The 17528-nt window shown below is 65.9% G+C and carries 19 protein-coding genes and 1 tRNA gene; 6 read left to right on the top strand and 14 right to left on the bottom strand.

What is annotated here, in order from left to right; all coding sequences use genetic code 11:
• Positions 1-34 precede the first annotated feature (34 nt).
• Genes N5K27_RS01455 through N5K27_RS01445 form a run of 3 tightly spaced genes read right to left on the bottom strand, consistent with a single transcriptional unit; the run spans position 35 to position 2451 of the window.
• Positions 35-514, bottom strand: coding sequence for an aromatic-ring-hydroxylating dioxygenase subunit beta (locus N5K27_RS01455; RefSeq protein WP_243724548.1), 480 nt, complete (start codon positions 512-514; stop codon positions 35-37).
• Between the two features lies 1 nt (position 515).
• Positions 516-1742, bottom strand: a complete 1227-nt coding sequence (locus N5K27_RS01450) for a Rieske 2Fe-2S domain-containing protein (protein WP_087839302.1) — start codon at positions 1740-1742, stop codon at positions 516-518.
• A 43-nt stretch (positions 1743-1785) separates the two neighbouring features.
• Positions 1786-2451, bottom strand: coding sequence for an FCD domain-containing protein (locus N5K27_RS01445; RefSeq protein ID WP_087839301.1), 666 nt, complete (start codon positions 2449-2451; stop codon positions 1786-1788).
• Between the two features lie 177 nt (positions 2452-2628).
• Between N5K27_RS01445 and N5K27_RS01440 the strand changes: the two genes are divergently transcribed.
• Entirely contained in the window at positions 2629-3597 is a 969-nt protein-coding gene (locus N5K27_RS01440) for a tripartite tricarboxylate transporter substrate binding protein (protein ID WP_087839300.1), read from the top strand.
• Between the two features lie 447 nt (positions 3598-4044).
• Here N5K27_RS01440 and N5K27_RS01435 read toward each other — a convergent pair whose 3' ends face one another.
• From N5K27_RS01435 to cysS, 9 genes are all read right to left on the bottom strand, one after another.
• Positions 4045-4776, bottom strand: a complete 732-nt coding sequence (locus N5K27_RS01435) for an ABC transporter substrate-binding protein (protein WP_140416868.1) — start codon at positions 4774-4776, stop codon at positions 4045-4047.
• Positions 4749-4943, bottom strand: coding sequence for a hypothetical protein (locus tag N5K27_RS01430; RefSeq protein WP_087839297.1), 195 nt, complete (start codon positions 4941-4943; stop codon positions 4749-4751). The genes N5K27_RS01435 and N5K27_RS01430 overlap by 28 nt, the downstream gene beginning before the upstream one ends.
• Before the next feature lie 51 nt (positions 4944-4994).
• Positions 4995-5315, bottom strand: coding sequence for an Arm DNA-binding domain-containing protein (locus tag N5K27_RS01425; RefSeq protein WP_132979964.1), 321 nt, complete (start codon positions 5313-5315; stop codon positions 4995-4997).
• 176 nt (positions 5316-5491) lie between these two features.
• Positions 5492-5583 (bottom strand) — tRNA-Ser (locus tag N5K27_RS01420).
• Between the two features lie 102 nt (positions 5584-5685).
• Complete coding sequence (locus N5K27_RS01415; protein ID WP_087839295.1) at positions 5686-6945, bottom strand: aspartate kinase; 1260 nt, start codon at positions 6943-6945, stop codon at positions 5686-5688.
• 172 nt (positions 6946-7117) lie between these two features.
• Positions 7118-8554, bottom strand: a complete 1437-nt coding sequence (tilS, locus tag N5K27_RS01410; RefSeq protein ID WP_087839294.1) for a tRNA lysidine(34) synthetase TilS — start codon at positions 8552-8554, stop codon at positions 7118-7120.
• A complete protein-coding gene (locus N5K27_RS01405) occupies positions 8523-9491 on the bottom strand; it encodes an acetyl-CoA carboxylase carboxyltransferase subunit alpha (RefSeq protein WP_087839293.1) in 969 nt (322 codons plus the stop codon). Before N5K27_RS01405 ends, tilS begins: the two co-directional genes overlap by 32 nt.
• 172 nt (positions 9492-9663) lie before the next feature.
• On the bottom strand, positions 9664-10326 hold the full coding sequence (locus tag N5K27_RS01400; RefSeq protein ID WP_087839523.1) for a DNA-3-methyladenine glycosylase: 663 nt from the start codon (positions 10324-10326) through the stop codon (positions 9664-9666).
• Positions 10327-10359: 33 nt separating this feature from the next.
• Complete coding sequence (gene cysS / locus N5K27_RS01395; RefSeq protein ID WP_132979962.1) at positions 10360-11742, bottom strand: cysteine--tRNA ligase; 1383 nt, start codon at positions 11740-11742, stop codon at positions 10360-10362.
• Between the two features lie 196 nt (positions 11743-11938).
• Between cysS and N5K27_RS01390 the strand changes: the two genes are divergently transcribed.
• The 4 genes from N5K27_RS01390 (at position 11939) to N5K27_RS01375 (ending at position 14625) form a co-directional block, all read left to right on the top strand.
• Positions 11939-12673, top strand: a complete 735-nt coding sequence (locus tag N5K27_RS01390; RefSeq protein WP_279814023.1) for a tetratricopeptide repeat protein — start codon at positions 11939-11941, stop codon at positions 12671-12673.
• Complete coding sequence (locus N5K27_RS01385) at positions 12670-13236, top strand: peptidylprolyl isomerase (RefSeq protein WP_087839290.1); 567 nt, start codon at positions 12670-12672, stop codon at positions 13234-13236. Before N5K27_RS01390 ends, N5K27_RS01385 begins: the two co-directional genes overlap by 4 nt.
• Positions 13233-13736, top strand: a complete 504-nt coding sequence (locus tag N5K27_RS01380; RefSeq protein ID WP_087839289.1) for a peptidylprolyl isomerase — start codon at positions 13233-13235, stop codon at positions 13734-13736. The genes N5K27_RS01385 and N5K27_RS01380 overlap by 4 nt, the downstream gene beginning before the upstream one ends.
• Positions 13737-13860: 124 nt before the next feature.
• Positions 13861-14625 carry a UDP-2,3-diacylglucosamine diphosphatase gene (locus N5K27_RS01375; protein WP_279814240.1) on the top strand — a complete coding sequence of 255 codons (765 nt, stop codon included), beginning with the start codon at positions 13861-13863 and terminating at the stop codon, positions 14623-14625.
• A gap of 23 nt (positions 14626-14648) precedes the next feature.
• Here the strand turns inward: N5K27_RS01375 and N5K27_RS01370 are convergent, their stop codons facing one another.
• Both N5K27_RS01370 and N5K27_RS01365 read right to left on the bottom strand, forming a co-directional pair.
• A complete protein-coding gene (locus N5K27_RS01370) occupies positions 14649-15797 on the bottom strand; it encodes a PrpF domain-containing protein (protein WP_087839287.1) in 1149 nt (382 codons plus the stop codon).
• Positions 15784-16554: an RNA methyltransferase gene (locus N5K27_RS01365; protein WP_279814015.1), complete on the bottom strand. Its 771-nt coding sequence runs from the start codon at positions 16552-16554 to the stop codon at positions 15784-15786. The genes N5K27_RS01370 and N5K27_RS01365 overlap by 14 nt, the downstream gene beginning before the upstream one ends.
• A 53-nt stretch (positions 16555-16607) precedes the next feature.
• Between N5K27_RS01365 and N5K27_RS01360 the strand changes: the two genes are divergently transcribed.
• On the top strand, positions 16608-17423 hold the full coding sequence (locus N5K27_RS01360; RefSeq protein WP_087839285.1) for an inositol monophosphatase family protein: 816 nt from the start codon (positions 16608-16610) through the stop codon (positions 17421-17423).
• Positions 17424-17528: the final 105 nt, after the last annotated feature.

The raw sequence follows: 17528 nt of genomic DNA, 5'->3' as shown, positions 1-17528 counted from the left end.
GTAACCGCGATTCTTTTCAGCGCCATTGAGAAACTCACAAAGGCAATGCCAGCAATGTGTCGATACGCGAGCTGTCACAGACCACGATGCGCTCCGCGAAAGCCGGCTTGGAGGCTCTAAGCGAGACCACATCGCGATAGACGCCTGCCGCGAACATGGACATTTCACCGGTCCGCATTGTCCGCACCACCAGAAAGCTGGTTTCGGCATGAATCAGCGGGCCGTCAACCGACAACACCACCGGACGCCCCATGACGTGCCGGTAGCGTTGCCCCTCGTAGACATTCGCCTCGCGCAGCGACTTGACCCGATCCGCCAGCATTCCTCTGGAGTCGGCACATAGCACGCCAAACGGATAGCCGCTTTGCTCGTTATCGATCGAGGTGATCTTGTAATTGCACTGTTCTTCGAAGAAATCAGGCCAGCGCTCCAGCTCGTCCCTATCTATGGCTCTGCCGTAGTCTTCCATCAAAGCCGCCAGCGCGGACACCAGATGTTCTTTGTTCTCTTCCATCTCACAGTCCCATATGGTTACGGTACTCTTTCCAGAAACCCCGGATAGAGGTCTCGGAAGCACGGGAAGACGAAGACTCGGCCCCTTCTCCCCCCATAAGAACCACAGACTCGGCGTCGTTGGATCCAGCGATTCCTCGTTGGACGAATCCACCCACAGCACCGTCCTCCATCGAGACGTAACCAGCCGGCCCCACGAGGTTGGAGTGCTTCATGCGCAGCTTCTGCAGGGCCTCGTCGTCATCCGTGAAACCTATGAGCGTCCACACGAGGTCTGTGCGGTCCGGGCCCTTCGGAACGATTTGCCGAACGGCCAAGCTGTTGTGAATCGCCTGCAACACGAACCCCGGAAATATCGACAGAATCTGTACGTGGCAACCGTCGCCGAATTCGTCAACGATGTTGAGAACGCTCTTGTCGTTAAGAAGAAAGTTCTCTTCCTGATTGCTGCGCAACCCTTCCTTCTTGAACTCGTCGTCCTGGCCCCCGCTATGGCTCAGGGAATAGCTGACATGGTGCCCGCCGCTTTCGGCCACGATCACCCCTCCTCCCTGCGAGAGCCGAGAGACCTTGAACGTTGCGAAAAAGGTATGCAGCAAGCTGGAGTGGTACGTATCTTTCGCGTTCTCGAAGTAGAGCTTCCAATTGTTGGGAAGCGCCTGGGTGTACTGGCCGTAGATTCGCAGCGGCTTGTGCAGAACCCGCTTCACCCGGCTGGCGACTTCGTCACCCAGATATTCTTCAACAGGCGGAGTCTTCTCACTCAAGGTTCCGAAGATCAGACCACAGTACACTTCGACACGCAGTTTTCGCGGCCCGTGGTCGGCCGTATCGAAACTGTCCGGCATACCGCCGGCGCCATTCACGCCGCGGCGGAAGGCCACCGTCTTGAGATTGCCCTGCAAATCATGCGTCCATGCGTGGTAGACACACGTGAACTTGCGGGCCTTGCCCTTGTTTTGCAGGGCCAGCAGCGAGCCCCGGTGCGAACAACGGTTTTCGAACGCTCGGATGACGCCGCCCTCATCACGGCATACGATCACCGGCATGTCGCCGACAAACGTCGTCTTGTAGTCCCCCGACTCGGGCAACTCTGCCTCTAGGCCGAGAAAGCTCCATGTATCGCCTTGGTAAATGCGTTCTTGTTCCTGTCGATAGATCGCATCGTCTCCATAGACCCAATAGGGAACGCGGGTCAGATCTCCTTTTGTCCACTCGCGATACTGCATGCTGCACCTCCGATGACTGATTTGCCGTGTGTTGTTATAGGATTCAACTCGACTCGCGCATGAATGCCTGGACAGCCTGTCCCGTCTGCAGGCTGTGCGCGCGCAGCAACTCGCAAGCGCGGTCTGCATCCCGGGCCAGGACGGCATCGACGATTGCGGCATGCTCCTGAGCCACGTTCCGCTGGGGCGGCCGCTCCTTGAGGAACAATCTCCGGAACCGATCGGACTGGTCATGCAGCACGGAGCAAAACTGCGTCACCATCGGCATGTCGCAGCCCGAGACCAGGCAAAGATGGAATTCACGGTGCGTCCGCTCCCACTCGTCCAGGAACGGGACGAAACCGTCGCGTTGCTCGATCCGGGTGAGGCGATGAAAAACCGCGACAAGCTTTTCTTCCCAGGCCAGATCGCCCAGCTCGATCGCATGGCGTAAGGCAAACGGCTCCATATGGGCCCTAAGTGCCGTGACTTCGGCCAGCTTCTTGATCGACGCTTCGACGACACGAAAACCGCGCTGGTCTTCGGCAACGACAAAACCCTCCGCCATCAGGCGAAGCAACGCCTCTCGAACAGGGCTGAGACTGACGCCGTACTGCTCCCCCAGCGACTCCAGATGGAGCCGCGACTCGGGGAGCACCTCGCCGGTCAGGATCGCTTCCCGCAGACGGGTAGTGAGGGTAGTCGCAATGCTGGTTTTAGAACTTGCCATGCTTGGCCTCTCCGCGCCCTTAGCTTCCCTTCAGGGTTTCGGCCAAGAGCAATTTCGAAATCACTTTAGTTTTTTGCATCCTATCATTACAAATCGAATCAGACAAATAATTTCGAATTTATTGACAAGAATATTGAAACTTCATACAGTGGCCGGCATAAAGCCAAGGAGACCTCCATGCCACGCAAAGCCGCCATAGCACTAGCCCTCAGCGCAGCCTTCACGGCCGGTGCTGCCCATGCCCAATCCCCCTACCCTGATCGTCCCGTGAAAATCGTGGTGCCCTATCCCGCCGGCGGGTACTACGATCACGTCGCGAGAGTCATCGCGGAAGCGCTTCGGGCGTCGCTCAAACAAGGCTTCATCGTCGAGAACAAAGTCGGGGCGAACGGCATCATTGGTGCCACCCAAGTGGCCAAAGCTCCGGCCGACGGCTACACACTGCTGCTGGCCGCCGTAGGACCCAATGCCATTTCCCCCGCGTTGACGCCCAATCTGACGTACGACCCTATCGCGGACTTCTCGCCGATTTCTCTGCTCGTTTCCGCACCGAACGTACTCGTCGTACCGGCATCTTCGAGCGCGCGGAATCTTGCAGACCTGGTTGCCGCCTCACGCAAGGCCCCTATGAACTATGCGCATAACGGGGTCGGCAGTTCCGTGCACCTGGGGATGGAGCTATTGAAGGGAGCAACGGGTATGCAAATGGTGGGGGTGCCCTATCGCGGCAGCGCCCCTGCAGTCGTCGCGGTGATCGGTGGAGAAGTCCAGGCGTCGTTTGGCTCGGTCCTGGACGTTCTGCCACAGATCCAGGCGGGACGGCTACGCGCGCTGGCGGTCGGCAGCTCCACCAAGATCGCCGCCATCGGCGGCGTTCCGACAGTCGCGGAACAAGGCATCTCCGGCTTCGAGTCTTCAGCCTGGAGTGGTTTGATGGCTCCCGCGCGCACCCCCAAGCATATCGTCGACACACTCAATCGTGCCGTCAACAGCGCGCTGAAAGACCCCGCCGTCGTCAAGCAACTATCTCCCGGCGGAGAACTTCAGACTCTGGGAGGCAGCCCGGAGGAGTTCGCCTCTTATCTGAAGAGCGAACTTGCAAAATGGCAGAAGGTAGTGACGGACAACGACATCAAGACAGACTGAGCCGTGCCGCACGCGACGCCCTGTTCAACCGTTCCGGAAGACAGGGACGGTTCGAACGCGAAGCAGATCTACCTCTGCCGCATGTCCGACGTGCGCGAAGGACGCCCCGCATCGGTCGCCGTACCGGGGCTTTCGCGCCTGGTGATCTTCCAGGTAGGGCACGCGTACTTCGCTGCCCATGATCGTTGCACGCATGGCAACGCATTGCTCAGCGAAGGCGCGCAAATGGGGAGCGTGGTTTATTGCCCGCTGCATGGAGGAGCGTTCGATATCGCTAGCGGAGCTGCGATATCACCCCCCTGCCGTACTCCACTCTCCCTTCTCCCCATCCGTCTTGAAGGTGGAGGCATCTGGCTTTGCCGAAATTGGAAACAGCCTTGGGCCTCGGAGCGGTAGAGACGCAACGCCCCGACTCTCACCCTCGATACTGTTGTTCTTCTCGTACCGTCACAACGGTACGGGAAACAACTCCTCCACCGTCATGGGCCGCGCGATCATGTCCTGGCGCAACAGGTAGCGCAGCAGCGTCTCCAGCGCCGGCCGGTTCGGCTCGACGCCGTAGACCCAGGGATCTCCGCCTGGAAACAGACGCTTCATCTCTTCCACATCCTGCCGCATCCACGGCAGCATGCAGGCCAGCGTCCCGGTATCTTCCAGCCGCCGCCAGGCCGCGCGCCTGGCCGACTCGAAGGCGTCGAACAGGCTGCGGGCCACGAAGGGATGGCGCTGCAGCACGTCCCTGCGAATCACTACCAGGTGCATGATGGGGAAAATGCCCGTGCGCGACAGGTATTCGCGCTCCACGGCCCTGAAGTCCGGGAAGAGCCGCTCGACGTTGCCCCGGTCCAGGGACGCGGGCAGGCGGGAACCGAGGTACGCGTCGATGGCCCCCTCGTCCAGCAAATCGCTCAGCGACCGTCCGTCGTCGTTCCGGACGATGTCGACCGGCTTGAGCAGGGGCGGCGCCTGCGGATCGCCGTGGCTGCCGGTGCCGTTCACCGCCCCCTGCACCCACTGGACGTTCGAAAAATCGACGCCGTATTCCTCTTGCAGCACGCCGCGGATGTAGACCGCCGCGGTCATCGTGTAAAGCGGCACGCCTATCCGCTTCCCGGCCAGATCGCGCGGGCTCGCGATGCCCGCGCCGCGGTTCACGCACACGTAGCCATGGCGGAACATGCGCGACGGGAAACCGGTATGCCGACGAACCGGTCGTCGCCGCGCGCCAGGCCGCAGGCGTATTCGGACAGCGACATTTCCCCCGCATCGAACTCCAGGTTGGCCATGCGATCGAAGATCGAGCGGGGGTCCAGGTCATGGACATACTGCAGGTCGACACCCGGCACGTCGACTTCCCCCAGGACCAGGGGCAGCGTCCGGTCGTATAGCGTGCAGGCTCAATGCGCCCACCATTCCCGGGCGGCCTGCTCAAACGTCAGGGCCTCGGGCGCGCTGGCCTGCTGCTTGCGCGCCGCCACTGGATCAGCTCCCGAAGCCAGGATCTTCCGCCCTTTTTGGTGCCGCTCGCGGGCCTGAGCCAAAGAAACGTCGGGATAGACGCCCAGCGCCAGCACCTTTTCCTTGCCCTGGTAACGGTATTTCCAGCGCCAGTACTTGCCTACCTGGTTGACCAGCAAGTACAGCCCTCCTCCGTCCGCCATCTTCCGGGGCTTGTCCTGGGGCTTCGCCTGTCGCACGGCGGTATCTGTGAGCGGCATTGGGGGTATCTGTGAAGACGGGGTATCTTGATGATACCCCCAGAAATACCCCCAAATACCCCGGCTGTAGGCGAACTCTGGCGAACCGTTCCGGGCAAGAAAAAACCCGCATCGCCTTAGCTGATGCGGGTTTCTGGACTTCTACGAACTTTGGCGAATCACCAAAAATCGATAACTGGCGGAAGCGGTGGGATTCGAACCCACGATGCAGTTTTAGCCGCATACTCCCTTAGCAGGGGAGCCCCTTCGGCCACTCGGGCACGCTTCCGAAAGAGCCGGCAGTGTACCACGGTCCGAGGGGGGATCCAGCCGCTGGCGGCCGAAAAATTTGCAGTTTCCCCTCGCGGCCGGGTGCCCCGCGGCCCCGCTTTTACTGCGCGGCGCCCTGGTCCAGGCCGAACGCCTTGTGCAGCGCGCGCACGGCCAGTTCCATGTACTTGTCCTCGATGACCACCGAGGTCTTGATCTCGCTGGTGCTGATCATCTGGATGTTGATGCCCTCTTCCGACAGGGTCCGGAACATCAGGCTGGCGATGCCGGCGTGCGAACGCATGCCGATGCCGACGATGGAAACCTTGCAGACCTTGTCGTCGGACACGACTTCGCGCGCGCCGATGGCCTGGACCACCTTGCCGTTCAGCACGTCCAGCGCCTTCTTGAACTCGCCGCGGTTGACGGTGAAGGAGAAGTCGGTGGTGCCGGCGACGGACTGGTTCTGGACGATCATGTCGACGTCGATGTTGGCGTCGGCGATCGGGCCAAGGATGGAGAAGGCGATGCCGGGCTTGTCCGGCACGGCCACGACCGTGATCTTGGCTTCGTCCCGGCTGAATGCGATGCCGGATACAACGGCGGCTTCCATTTTCTCGTCTTCCTCAAAAGTAATCAGGGTGCCCGACTTCATTTCTTCGTCGAGCGAAATCATCGGATCGGTCAGCGACGACAGCACGCGGGTGGGCACGCGGTACTTGCCCGCGAACTCGACCGAGCGGATCTGCAGGACCTTGGAGCCCAGCGAGGCCATCTCCAGCATTTCCTCGAACGACACGACGTTCAGGCGCCGGGCCTCGGGCACGACGCGCGGGTCGGTGGTGTAGACGCCGTCGACGTCGGTGTAGATCAGGCATTCCGCGGCCTGGAGCGCGGCCGCGACGGCCACGGCCGACGTGTCCGAGCCGCCCCGGCCCAGGGTGGTGATGTTGCCGGCGTCGTCCACGCCCTGGAAACCGGTGACGATGACCACGCGGCCGGCATCGAGGTCGGCGCGGATGCGGGCATCGTCGATCGACGAGATGCGCGCCTTGGTATAGGCCGAGTCGGTGCGCACGGGCACCTGCCAGCCGGCGTAGCTGCGGGCGTCCACGCCCTGCGCCTTCAGCGCCATGGCCAGGAGACCCACGCTGACCTGCTCGCCGGTCGAGGCGATCATGTCGAGCTCGCGCGGATCGGGCTGTTCCTGGATTTCCTTGGCCAGGCCGATGAGCCGGTTGGTCTCGCCCGACATGGCCGAGGGGACCACCACGATCTGGTGCCCGGCCGCGTGCCATTTGGCCACGCGCCGAGCCACGTTCTTGATGCGCTCGACCGAGCCCATCGACGTACCGCCATACTTGTGAACGATTAGTGCCATTGTCTTGTGTCGCTTAACGCATGCTTGTGCCTGGGCTGCCGCGGAATGGCCTGCCAAGCCGGTTTGGCCAGGAAAAAGGCTAACCATAAATGGTAGCCCAGCTGCGCCAATTCCGCAAAACGGCGGGATGTTGCCACCCCGTCCCCCTGGGCGCGCGGACCTCGGCCCGCCGTCAGGACGTCACGGTGGCGCCGGGATGGTCGGGCACCCATTCCAGGCGGATGCCCGGCGAGGCCTGCGGCAGCCGCGCGTCGGCGCCCAGCCCCGCGGCGTAGGCCATGATCTCGCCGCGGTACAAGAGCGGCAGTCGCTCGCGTTCCCAGGTGGGAATGCCCCGCTCCTGGTAGAGATTCTTCAGGCTGCGGCTGGGGCTTTGCGCCGTCACCTTCAGCCGTTCGCGGCCCCGGCGCCAGCGCATGGTCAAGGCCGTGTTGCGCAGCCAGTCCGGGGCGATGCCCGACTCCTCGACCGCGAACACCAGCGTGCCGCCCATGGCCTCGAGCCGGATGGCGGGTTCGCCGGCCCATCTGAATTCCACACTGGCCGCCTGTACCGCCAGCGGCGCGCGCTCCCTGCTCTCCACGATGACATGATCCCGATAACGGCGCACCTGCCTGTCGCCATGGCGCAGCAACAACTGCCTGTCGTGCGCCGCGTCCTGCAATTGCCTGGCCATTTCCCGCAAGCGGGCTTCCGGCGGCGCGGCCACGTCGTGGCCGGCCAGCCAAAGCCGCAGCACCATCGCCCTGCGCGCGGGCCCCAGCCGGTTCAGTCCCGACAGGCGCAGCGCGCTGCCGTAGGGGGGACGCTGTTCCTGGATCGCGTCCAGGTCGGACTGCGCCACTTCCCTCAGCAAGGCCGCCGTCTCGGCGGACCGGCGCGCGTGGCGGTCCAGGGTATTGCGATACCCCGGCCAGTGGCGCTCGATGGCGGGCAGGATTTCCGCGCGCAGGATGCCCCGGGCGTAGCGGGCATCGAGGTTGCTGGGGTCCCGGACAGCCTCGAAACCGGTGCGCGCCGAATAGGCGTGCATGAACGCAAGTATCCGACTTCTGGGCACCGCAAGCCAGGGACGAAGGTAACGAATCCCATCCTTGCGGGTTTCCCCCGCCATCGCTCCCATGCCGTCGGTGCCCGCGCCGCGCAGCAGGCGCAGCAGCACGGTCTCGGCCTGGTCATCCAGGTGATGGGCAAGCAGGATGGTGTCGATGCCGGTTTCGGTCGCCATGGCGGCCAGGGCGCGGTAGCGGGCCTCGCGCGCCGCGGCCTCGGTGCCGGCTGGATCGGCGGGATCCACCCGCACCCGGCGCACGTCCAGCGGCAGGCCCAGGCGAACCGCCAGATCGGCCGCCAGTCCGGCCCAGGCATCCGCGTCGGGATGCAGGCCGTGGTGGACGTGGAACAGCCGCATTGCCAGGCCCCGCCGCGCGGCCCATTCGGCGGCCTTCACGGCCAGCGCGGCCGAATCGGGGCCGGCGCTCAAGGCCACGGCGAACCGCCCTTCCAACGGCGGCATGGCATCCAGCGCCCGGCCCAGCAGCTCGGACGCATGCAGGGCCGCTACGTCCGCGCCGGCGTCAGGACTGGACGGTTTCCTTGAAGCGGCCATAGGCCATGACCCGCTCGAGACGCGTGGTGACCAGGTCGCCGGCCTTGACGCCCTGGAACTGGCGCAGCGCGTCGGACAGGGCGCGCCGCAGCAGTTGGGCCATGTGCTTGGGATCGCGATGGGCGCCGCCGACGGGTTCGCTGACGATCTTGTCGACCAGGCCCAGCGCCTTCAGGCGATGCGCCGTGATGCCCAGCACTTCGGCGGCTTCGGAGGCCTTCTCCTGGCTGCGCCACAGGATGGACGCGCAGCCTTCGGGCGAGATGACCGAGTAGGTGGCGTATTGCAGCATCAGCACGCAATCGGCCACCGCGATGGCCAGCGCCCCGCCGGAACCGCCTTCGCCGATGATGGTCGTGATGATGGGAACCTGCAGTTCGGCCATCGCATACAGGTTGTGGCCGATGGCCTCGGACTGTCCGCGGGCCTCGGCGTCGATGCCGGGATAGGCCCCCGGGGTGTCGACGAAGGTGAAGACCGGCAGGCCGAACTTCTCGGCCAGGCGCATCAGCCTCAGGGCCTTGCGATAGCCCTCGGGCCGCGGCATGCCGAAGTTGCGTGCCGCGCGCTCCTTCGTGTCCCGCCCCTTCTGGTGGCCGATGACCATGCACGGCATGCCGTTGAACCGCGCCATGCCGCCCACGATGGAACGGTCGTCGGCGAACATGCGGTCGCCATGCAATTCATGGAAATCGGTGAAGATGTCCCGCACGTAGTCCAGCGTGTAGGGGCGCTGCGGATGACGCGCCACCAGGGCGGTCTGCCACGGCGTCAGCTTGGAATAGATATCCTTGGCCAGCGCCTGGCTTTTCTGCTGCAGCCGGCTGATCTCCTCGGAGATATCGACGGCGGAATCGGCCTGCACGAAGCGCAGTTCCTCGATCTTGCCCTCGAGCTCGGCCAGCGGTTGTTCGAATTCAAGAAATGCGTTGCGCATCAGGCCCTCCCAAGGGGCAGCGGACGCCCAGGCGTCCAACTTCGTTCATCACCAACTCAATCACTCCAACCCCCCCACCCACCCGGTGTGCAGACCCAGGATGCGGTGGATCCGGCTCCGCCGGTCCACCCGCATCGCCCCCCGGGGGGCGCGCGTCAGCGCGTAGGGGGGGCTATAAACTTTTCCACAAATACCACGTCGCCACCGTGCACCACGGCTTCCAGGCCTGGGCCACTTCCCTGGCCTCGAAGCGCGACACGGGCTCGCCGCTGAAATAGTGCAGCGAAATGGCGCGCAGCAGCCCCGGGTCGTCCAGCGGCAGAATATCCGGCCGCCGCAGATTAAAAATCAGGAACATGTCCGCTGTCCAGCGACCGATGCCACGAATCGCGGTCAATTCGGCGATCACGGCCTCGTCGTCCATCTCCGTCCACTGGTCGGGATGCACCAGGCGCTGCTGGAAATGGGCGGCCAGGTCCAGCAGGTATTCGGCCTTGCGCTGCGACAGGCCGGCCTCGCGCAGGCCGGCCAGGCCCAGCTTGCCGACCACCCCGGCGGTGACGCGGCGGCCGCAGGCGGCCAGGCAGCGCTCCCAGGCGGCATCGGCGGCCTTGGTCGAGATCTGCTGGCCGATGATGGCGCGCGCCAGCGTCACGAAAGGCTCGCCCTGCGTCGCGAGGTGGACCTCGGGATGCAGGGGGATCAGTTTCTTGAGGATACGGTCGCGCTTGAGCAGGTGCGCGACCGCGGCGTCCCAGTACGGGGGCTTGTCGGTGCCGGCGAAAGAGACGGCGGGCACGGACCCTCCCGGCTCGGCCGTGGCATGGAGCTTCATGTTCAACATCTGGTGTTCAGCGATTCGCGGCACTCAGGCTCGACGCCAGACGGTCACGCCACCCGGCTTGTCCTCGAGGACGATGCCGTCGGCCAGCAGTTCGGCGCGGATGCGGTCGGCCGCCGCGAAGTCCTTGTCCTTCTTGGCCTGCGCCCGTTGGGCGATGCGAGCCTCGATGTCCGCCGCGCCGCCGTCCTCGTCGGCCGCCTTGCCCTGCAGGAAGGCGCGCGGCTCCTGCTGCAGCAATCCCAGCAGGCCGCCCAGGGCCTTGAGCTGGCCCGCGGCGCGGGGTGAGGCCGTCTTGTTGACCTCGGCTGCGAGGTCGAACAGCACGGCGATGGCTTCCGGGGTATTGAAATCGTCGTCCATGGCGGCCCGGAAGGCTTGCCCGGAGGGGTCGTCCCAGTCGGCGCCCAGCGCGTCGGGCTCGGCATTGCCCAGCGCGGTGTAGAGCCGCGTCAGCGCGGCCCGGGCATCGGCCAGGTTGTCCGCGGCATAGTTCTGCGGACTGCGGTAGTGGCTGCGGACGACGAAATAGCGGACCACCTCGGCGTCGTAGTGCTTGAGCGTGTCGCGCACGGTGAAGAAGTTGCCCAGCGACTTGGACATCTTCTCGGCATCGACCATGAGCGGACCGCAGTGCATCCAGGCGTTGGCCAGCGTGCCGCCGTAGGCGCCTTCGCTCTGCGCGATCTCGTTCTCGTGGTGGGGAAACTTCAGGTCGGGCCCGCCGCCATGGATGTCGAGCGGCATGCCCAGCAATTCACGGCTCATGGCCGAGCATTCGATGTGCCAACCCGGGCGTCCCGGCCCGTAGTCCGACTCCCAGCGGGACTCGGGCGGTTCGGAGGGCTTGGCGGCCTTCCACAGGACGAAATCCAGCGGATCGCGCTTGGACGCGTCCACCTGCACCCGTTCGCCGGCCCGCAGGTCGTCCAGCGACTTGCCGGACAGCTTGCCGTAGCCGGGAAACTGGCGCACGGCATAGTTGACGTCGCCGTCGTCGGCACGGTAGGCCAGGCCCTTGTCCTCGAGCAGGCGCACGATCTCCAGCATCTTGCCCACGTGCTCGGTCGCGCGCGGCTCGAAGTCCGGCGGCTGCACGCCCAGCGCCTTCTCGTCCTCGTGCATGGCATCGATGAAGAAGCCGGTAACCTCGGAAATGCGCTTGCCGGTCTCGACCGCCTTGCGGATGATCTTGTCGTCGATGTCGGTAATATTGCGGACGTAGGTGACCCGGTAGCCGCTGGCGCGCAGCCAGCGCTGCACCACGTCGAAGCTGATCAGCATGCGCGCATGGCCGAGGTGGCAATAGTCATATACCGTCATGCCGCAGACATACATGCGCACGCACCCCGGTTCCACCGGTTGGAAAGGTTGCTTGGCACGAGCGAGCGTATTGTAGATATGGAGCATGGGTAGGACCACCCCCTACGCGCTTCGCGCGCCCCCTCGAGGGGGCGGCACTGGCGGACCGGCAAAGCCGGATCCGCTGTGCCCTGGGCCGAGCAGAGGGTATCGGGGCGCGCGTTGCGCTTTGGGCTATTAGAATGGCGATTATATCAACTGGACGGAGCGGCCCTGGCCGCTCCTCATCTGCGGGCAGAATCGTTTGACCACGAACCACGTACCTATCTTCCGCCTGCGCGGGGGTGCGGGCCGCGCGGCGGCCCTGGCGGGCGTCCTGGCGCTGGGCATCGCGCTGGCGCCCGCCCCGCTTCCCGCCCAGACCACCACGGCCACGCCGCCGGTGCTGGCGCCGTCCTCCGATGGCGATCAGGCCATCCCCTGGCTCAGCAACCTGCTCGAGGCCCTCAAGCCCGGCGTCGACACCCGCCTGCCCGAATCGAGCCGCGCCCTGGCGCAGCGGCTGGAGCGCCAGCTGGACGAAGGCAAGGCCGCCCAGACCCTGGCCGAGATCGACCAGCACCTGGCCGCCGACACGCAGAAGTCGCCCGACGCCACCAACGCGCAGTTGCTCTTCCTGAAGGGCCGCGCGCTGAACCTGCTGGGCCGCCGCGACGAGGCCAAGGCCATCTATCGCGACATGACCGAACGCTTCCCCGAGCTGCCCGAGCCCTGGAACAACCTGGCCGCGCTGGAGGTGGCCGACGGCCGGCTGGACCAGGCCAAGGTGGCCCTGGAGCTGGCCATCCGCACCGACCCGAACTACGCCGTCGCGCGCGAGAACCTGGGCGATTTGTATATCATGCTGGCGGCGCGCTCATACGGCACGGCCACCAAGCTGAATCCGCGCGACGCCGGCGCGAGCCAGAAGGAAACCGAGACCCGGAAACTCCTGGAGCCGCCGGCGTCCTCCGAACCTCCCCCCAGGACACCCCGATGAAACTGCTTTTCTCCAGCCTGGCGCTGGCTGCCGCGCTGGCTTCGCCGGCCGCGCTTGCCGCGCCGCAGGTCGCGTTGCAGACCTCCATGGGCCGCATCGTGCTCGAACTGGACGAGGCGCGCGCGCCCGCCACCGTCGCCAATTTCCTGCAGTACGTGCGCGAGGGCCACTACGACGGCACGATCTTCCACCGCGTCATCAACGGCTTCATGATCCAGGGCGGCGGCATGACCGCCGACATGAAGGAAAAGCCCACGCGCCCCGGCATACGTAACGAAGCCTCAAATGGCTTGAAAAACACGGCCTATACCGTGAGCATGGCCCGTACGCCCGACCCGCACTCGGCCTCGGCGCAGTTCTTCATCAACGTTGCCGACAACGACTTCCTGAACTATCGCGAGCCCACGACCCGAGGCTGGGGCTACGCGGTATTCGGCAAGGTGGTACAGGGCAAGGAAGTGGTCGACAAGATCAAGGCCGTACCCACCGCCACGCGGGGCCAGAACGAAGGCGTCCCGCTACAACCCATCGTGATCCAAAAAGCTGAGGTCCTGAACAAATGACTACCCGCGTCAACCTGCACACCAACCACGGCCTGATCGGCCTGGAACTGGACGGCGAGAAAGCCCCCAAGACCGTCGAGAACTTCGTCTCCTACGTCAAGAGCGGCCACTACGACAACACGATCTTCCACCGTGTCATCAACGGCTTCATGATCCAGGGCGGCGGCTTCGAGCCCGGCATGTCGCAGAAGCCCACCCAGGCCCCGATCGAGAACGAGGCCGCCAACGGCCTGAAGAACGACCGCTATACCGTCGCGATGGCGCGCACCAACGCCCCGCACTCGGCTTCGGCGCAGTTCTTCATCAACGTCGCCAACAACGACTTCCTGAACTTCAGTTCGCCCACGCCGCAGGGCTGGGGCTACGCCGTGTTCGGCAAGGTCGTCGAGGGCGCCGACGTGGTCGACAAGATCAAGGGCGTGAAGACCGGCAGCCGCGCCGGCCACCAGGACGTGCCCGTCGAGGACGTGGTCGTCACCAAGGCAGAAGTCGTCCAATAACGCCACGGGCCGGGGCCGGCGGCGAAGCGCCCGCTTCCCGAACCGGCCGGCAGCCGGCCCGGCCCCATCGAGAGTTTCCGTGACCGGCTCCCCTCTTCCCGGGACATCCGCTTCCCATTCCGTCCTGACTTTCTCCGGCCCCGTCTGGCTGGCATCCGACATGCACCTGGGCCCCGACGGGCCCGCCACGCGCGAAGCCTTCCTGGCCTTCCTGCAGGCCGCGGCCGACGGCGCCTGTGCCCTGCTGCTGCCGGGCGACATCTTCGACGCCTGGGTGGGCGATGACGAGATCGACGCCCCCGCGCCGTGGCTGCAGTCCGTCCTGGACGGACTGCGGGCCGCGTCCGCGCAGATTCCGGTCCATCTCGGACCTGGCAACCGCGATTTCCTGATGGGCAAGCGCCTGGCCGAGGCCACCGGCACCCGCCTGCTGCCCGAACCGGTCGTGCTGCGCACCGACGGCGGCGAGTTCCTGCTGTCGCACGGCGATGCCCTTTGTACCGACGACGTGGAATACCAGCAGTTCCGCGCCATGGTGCGCAATCCGCAATGGCAGGCGCAGTTCCTGGCCCAGCCGCTGGCGGCCCGCCAGGCCATCGCCCGGCAGATGCGCGAGCGCAGCATGGCCGAGAAGAGCCGCAAGGCGGCCGACATCATGGACGTGAACCAGCAGGCCGTGGAAGGCGCGCTGCGCGCCCACGGCGTCACCCGCATGATCCATGGCCACACGCACCGGCCCGGCCGGCAGGTGTTCGAGCTGAACGGCCGGCGGTGCGAGCGCTGGGTGCTGCAGGACTGGGACCTGGACGATGCGGCCGATCCGCGCGGCGGCTGGCTGGCGATCGACCAGGACGGCCCCGTCTACCACGACATCGCGCTGGACGACTGAACCGGCGCGCGCTCCCCCGGGCCTCAGAACAGGCGGCCCGGGCCGGCGGGCACGTGCACCCAGCCGCTCATCAGGCAGCGCGCCGTACGGGACACCGTGGCGCGTTCCAGCCCCCACCCGTTCCCGTTGCTGACCACGGTCGCCCAGGCGGCCTGTACCCCGCTGGCGTGGCCGATCCGGGTCGCCACGCCGGGCAGCGTGCGCGCCACCTGCGATACCACCGATCCGGGCACCGCGGCGGCCACCGCCAGCGAAATCGCGCCGCGGGTGCCGAAGCCGCGCTGCATGCGCCCTTCCGCCATGCTCCGCGCGAGCACGTCGATACTGTCGCGCGAGACGTCGCCGCCCCCCGCCGCCTTGTACGACATGGGCGGCGCCACCCAGACCAGCCTGGGCAGCGCGGCGCCGGGTTTTTCGGCTCGCGCGCGGGACATCAGCCCCATGGCCACCGCCCCCGCTATCCGCACCGACTCCAGCCGGGCGAGCGTCTTGGCGTCGCGATTGAAGGTATCGGGCTTCTCGCGGCCATGGAGCCCGAGGTCCGAGGCGCGCGCGAAGATCGTTGCCTCGTCGGTCCGGACCAGGCTGACCGGCAAGGGGGCCATGCCCTCGACCTCCAGCACGTCCTGCACGCGCCCCGTGGGAAGCAGGCTGGCCGCGCCATCGTCGATGAAATCCAGCCGCACCTCGGCGGCGGGAAAGGGCACGCCGTCCTCGGTGAAGACGCCGTCTTCCAGCACTTCCCCGCCGCGGACCTCGACGTGGGCCGCCAGCCATCGTCCGGGATGCGGCTGCCAGATGCGTACCACCGTCGTACCCTCGCGGGCCGGGACCAGTCCCTGCTGGATGGCGTACGGCCCCACGGCCACGGCCAGGCTGCCGCCGTTGGTGGACCAGTCGATGACCGGACGGTCGATGGCGACCTGCCCGCAGCGGTATTCCACGTCGCAATCGTCGCGGCTGGAAGCGTCCACCACCACCACCTTGCTGGTGGACGGGCTGGCCCCGCCCATGCCGTCGGTCTGGCGGGAATACGGATCGGGGCTGCCCAGCACCCGCAGCAGCACGCGGTCGCGCTGCTCGGGGTCGCGGGGCAGGTCCCGGGCATTGAAGAACACGCCCTTGCTGGTTCCCCCGCGCATGTAGACGGCGGGAATCTTAAGAACTGCCATGGGGAATCTTTCGGGATTGCGCGATCATTGCGGTACATACGCCCCGCAACAGGTCCGTTTCCTCGCGGCTCAGGCCGGAACGGGCGAAAAGGTGGCGCATGCGCGGCATCAGCTTCTTGGGATGCCGGGGATCCAGGTAGCCGACCGCGATCAGGGCCTGCTCCCAATGGGCCAGCAGCGCTTCCACCGCTTCGCCCGAGGCCGGCTCGGCGCGCGGGCCGGCCACCGCCAGCGCCTCGGCCCCCAGCAGCGCGTAGCGCAGCTCGTAGGCGGCCAGTTGCAAGGCCTGCGCGACATTGAGCGACGAATATTCAGGGTTGGCGGGAATGTGGCAGATCCGGTGGCACATTCCCACCTGTTCGTTGGTCAGGCCCGAACGCTCGGTACCCAGCACGATCGCCGCCTGGACCCCGTCCTGCCCGTCCGCGCAGCCGGCCAGGTGCTCGCGCACCAGTTCGGCGGCCTGCCGCATGTCGCAGGCCGGCGGGCCGAGGTCGCGGTGGCGGGCGGTCATCGCGAACGCCATGGTCACGGGCGCCAGGGCTTCTTCCAGGGTGTCGCAGACGCGCGCGGCCGCCAGCACGTCGGTGGCGCCGCTGGCCAGCGCGATCGCCTCCGGATGGGCCGGCGTATCGGGAATTCGCGGGTTGACCAGCACCAGGCGGGCGAACCCCATGGTCTTGATCGCCCGTGCCGCGGACCCCACATTTCCGGGGTGGCTGGGTTCGACCATGACGAAACTGACTCGGGAAAGCATGTGTCCTTTAAACTAGAGGGGTTTCACCAATTCCCAGCCCTATCGGCTCTCTTATGCATCCCATGCTCAACACCGCCGTCAAGGCGGCCAGGCGCGCCGGCGCCATCATCAATCGCGCCAGCCTGGACCTCGATCTGGTCAAGGTGTCTCAGAAGGGACCGGGCGATTTCGTCACCGAAGTCGACAAAGCTGCGGAAGCGGCCATTGTTGAGATTTTGAAGACGGCCTACCCCGACCACGGAATTCTAGCCGAAGAGTCCGGCGAGGCCCCGGGCGCCGCCGACGCCAACGGCCAGCAGGAAAACCTCTGGATCATCGATCCGCTGGACGGCACGACCAACTTCATCCACGGCATGCCGGTCTACGCGGTCTCGATCGCGCTGATGCAGCGCGGCCAGGTCACCCAGGCCTGCGTCTTCGATCCGTCGCGCAACGAGCTGTTCACCGCCACCCGCGGCGCCGGCGCCTTCCTGAACGACCGGCGCATCCGCGTCTCGCGCCGCACCCGCATGCCCGAGACCCTGATCGGCACCAGCTTCGCGCCGGACCCCAGCGGCAAGCGGCTGGCGCTGTGGACCAAGACCTTCGGCCAGATCTCGGCCACCACCTCCGGCGTGCGCCGCCAGGGGTCTTCGGTACTGGACCTGGCCAACGTCGCGGCGGGCCGGCTCGACGGCTACTACGGCTGCGGCCTGAAGCCCTGGGACCTGGCCGCGGGCAGCCTGCTGATCCTCGAGGCCGGCGGCCTGATCGGCGACTTCGATGGCGAACAGGGCTGGATGCAGAACGGCGAAGTCGTCGCCGCCACCCCCAAGGTCTTCCCCCAGCTCCTGTCCCTGCTGGAACCGCTCAAGGAAGCAAGGGGCTGAAACACCCTCCTCCAGGCCTGCCCGCCGCCGGTTCTACAATGGCACCGGCCTCGCGGGTGCCTTGCCGGACCGGCTCCGGGCTCTCCAGCCGCCACCCGCGCCCAT

This window comes from Pigmentiphaga sp. GD03639 (genome assembly GCF_029845405.1).
In the GTDB taxonomy this organism is placed as follows: Bacteria; Pseudomonadota; Gammaproteobacteria; order Burkholderiales; family Burkholderiaceae_B; genus Pigmentiphaga; species Pigmentiphaga daeguensis.
The sequence above is the reverse complement of the archived record's forward strand: the minus strand, read 5'-3'. Positions and strand labels throughout refer to the sequence as shown.

Excerpts from the sequence above, each read along its gene's own strand:
- N5K27_RS01445 (WP_087839301.1), bottom strand. The coding sequence starts at position 2,451 with ATGGCAAGTTCTAAAACCAGCATTGCGACTACCCTCACTACCCGTCTG.
- N5K27_RS01425 (WP_132979964.1), bottom strand. The coding sequence starts at position 5,315 with ATGCCGCTCACAGATACCGCCGTGCGACAGGCGAAGCCCCAGGACAAG.
- cysS (WP_132979962.1), bottom strand. The coding sequence starts at position 11,742 with ATGCTCCATATCTACAATACGCTCGCTCGTGCCAAGCAACCTTTCCAA.
- N5K27_RS01365 (WP_279814015.1), bottom strand. The coding sequence starts at position 16,554 with ATGCTTTCCCGAGTCAGTTTCGTCATGGTCGAACCCAGCCACCCCGGA.
- N5K27_RS01455 (WP_243724548.1), bottom strand. The coding sequence starts at position 514 with ATGGAAGAGAACAAAGAACATCTGGTGTCCGCGCTGGCGGCTTTGATG.
- N5K27_RS01415 (WP_087839295.1), bottom strand. The coding sequence starts at position 6,945 with ATGGCACTAATCGTTCACAAGTATGGCGGTACGTCGATGGGCTCGGTC.
- N5K27_RS01360 (WP_087839285.1), top strand. The coding sequence starts at position 16,608 with ATGCATCCCATGCTCAACACCGCCGTCAAGGCGGCCAGGCGCGCCGGC.
- N5K27_RS01400 (WP_087839523.1), bottom strand. The coding sequence starts at position 10,326 with ATGAAGCTCCATGCCACGGCCGAGCCGGGAGGGTCCGTGCCCGCCGTC.
- N5K27_RS01435 (WP_140416868.1), bottom strand. The coding sequence starts at position 4,776 with ATGTTCCGCCATGGCTACGTGTGCGTGAACCGCGGCGCGGGCATCGCG.
- N5K27_RS01370 (WP_087839287.1), bottom strand. The coding sequence starts at position 15,797 with ATGGCAGTTCTTAAGATTCCCGCCGTCTACATGCGCGGGGGAACCAGC.
- N5K27_RS01405 (WP_087839293.1), bottom strand. The coding sequence starts at position 9,491 with ATGCGCAACGCATTTCTTGAATTCGAACAACCGCTGGCCGAGCTCGAG.
- N5K27_RS01380 (WP_087839289.1), top strand. The coding sequence starts at position 13,233 with ATGACTACCCGCGTCAACCTGCACACCAACCACGGCCTGATCGGCCTG.
- N5K27_RS01385 (WP_087839290.1), top strand. The coding sequence starts at position 12,670 with ATGAAACTGCTTTTCTCCAGCCTGGCGCTGGCTGCCGCGCTGGCTTCG.
- N5K27_RS01450 (WP_087839302.1), bottom strand. The coding sequence starts at position 1,742 with ATGCAGTATCGCGAGTGGACAAAAGGAGATCTGACCCGCGTTCCCTAT.
- tilS (WP_087839294.1), bottom strand. The coding sequence starts at position 8,554 with ATGGCCGCTTCAAGGAAACCGTCCAGTCCTGACGCCGGCGCGGACGTA.
- N5K27_RS01440 (WP_087839300.1), top strand. The coding sequence starts at position 2,629 with ATGCCACGCAAAGCCGCCATAGCACTAGCCCTCAGCGCAGCCTTCACG.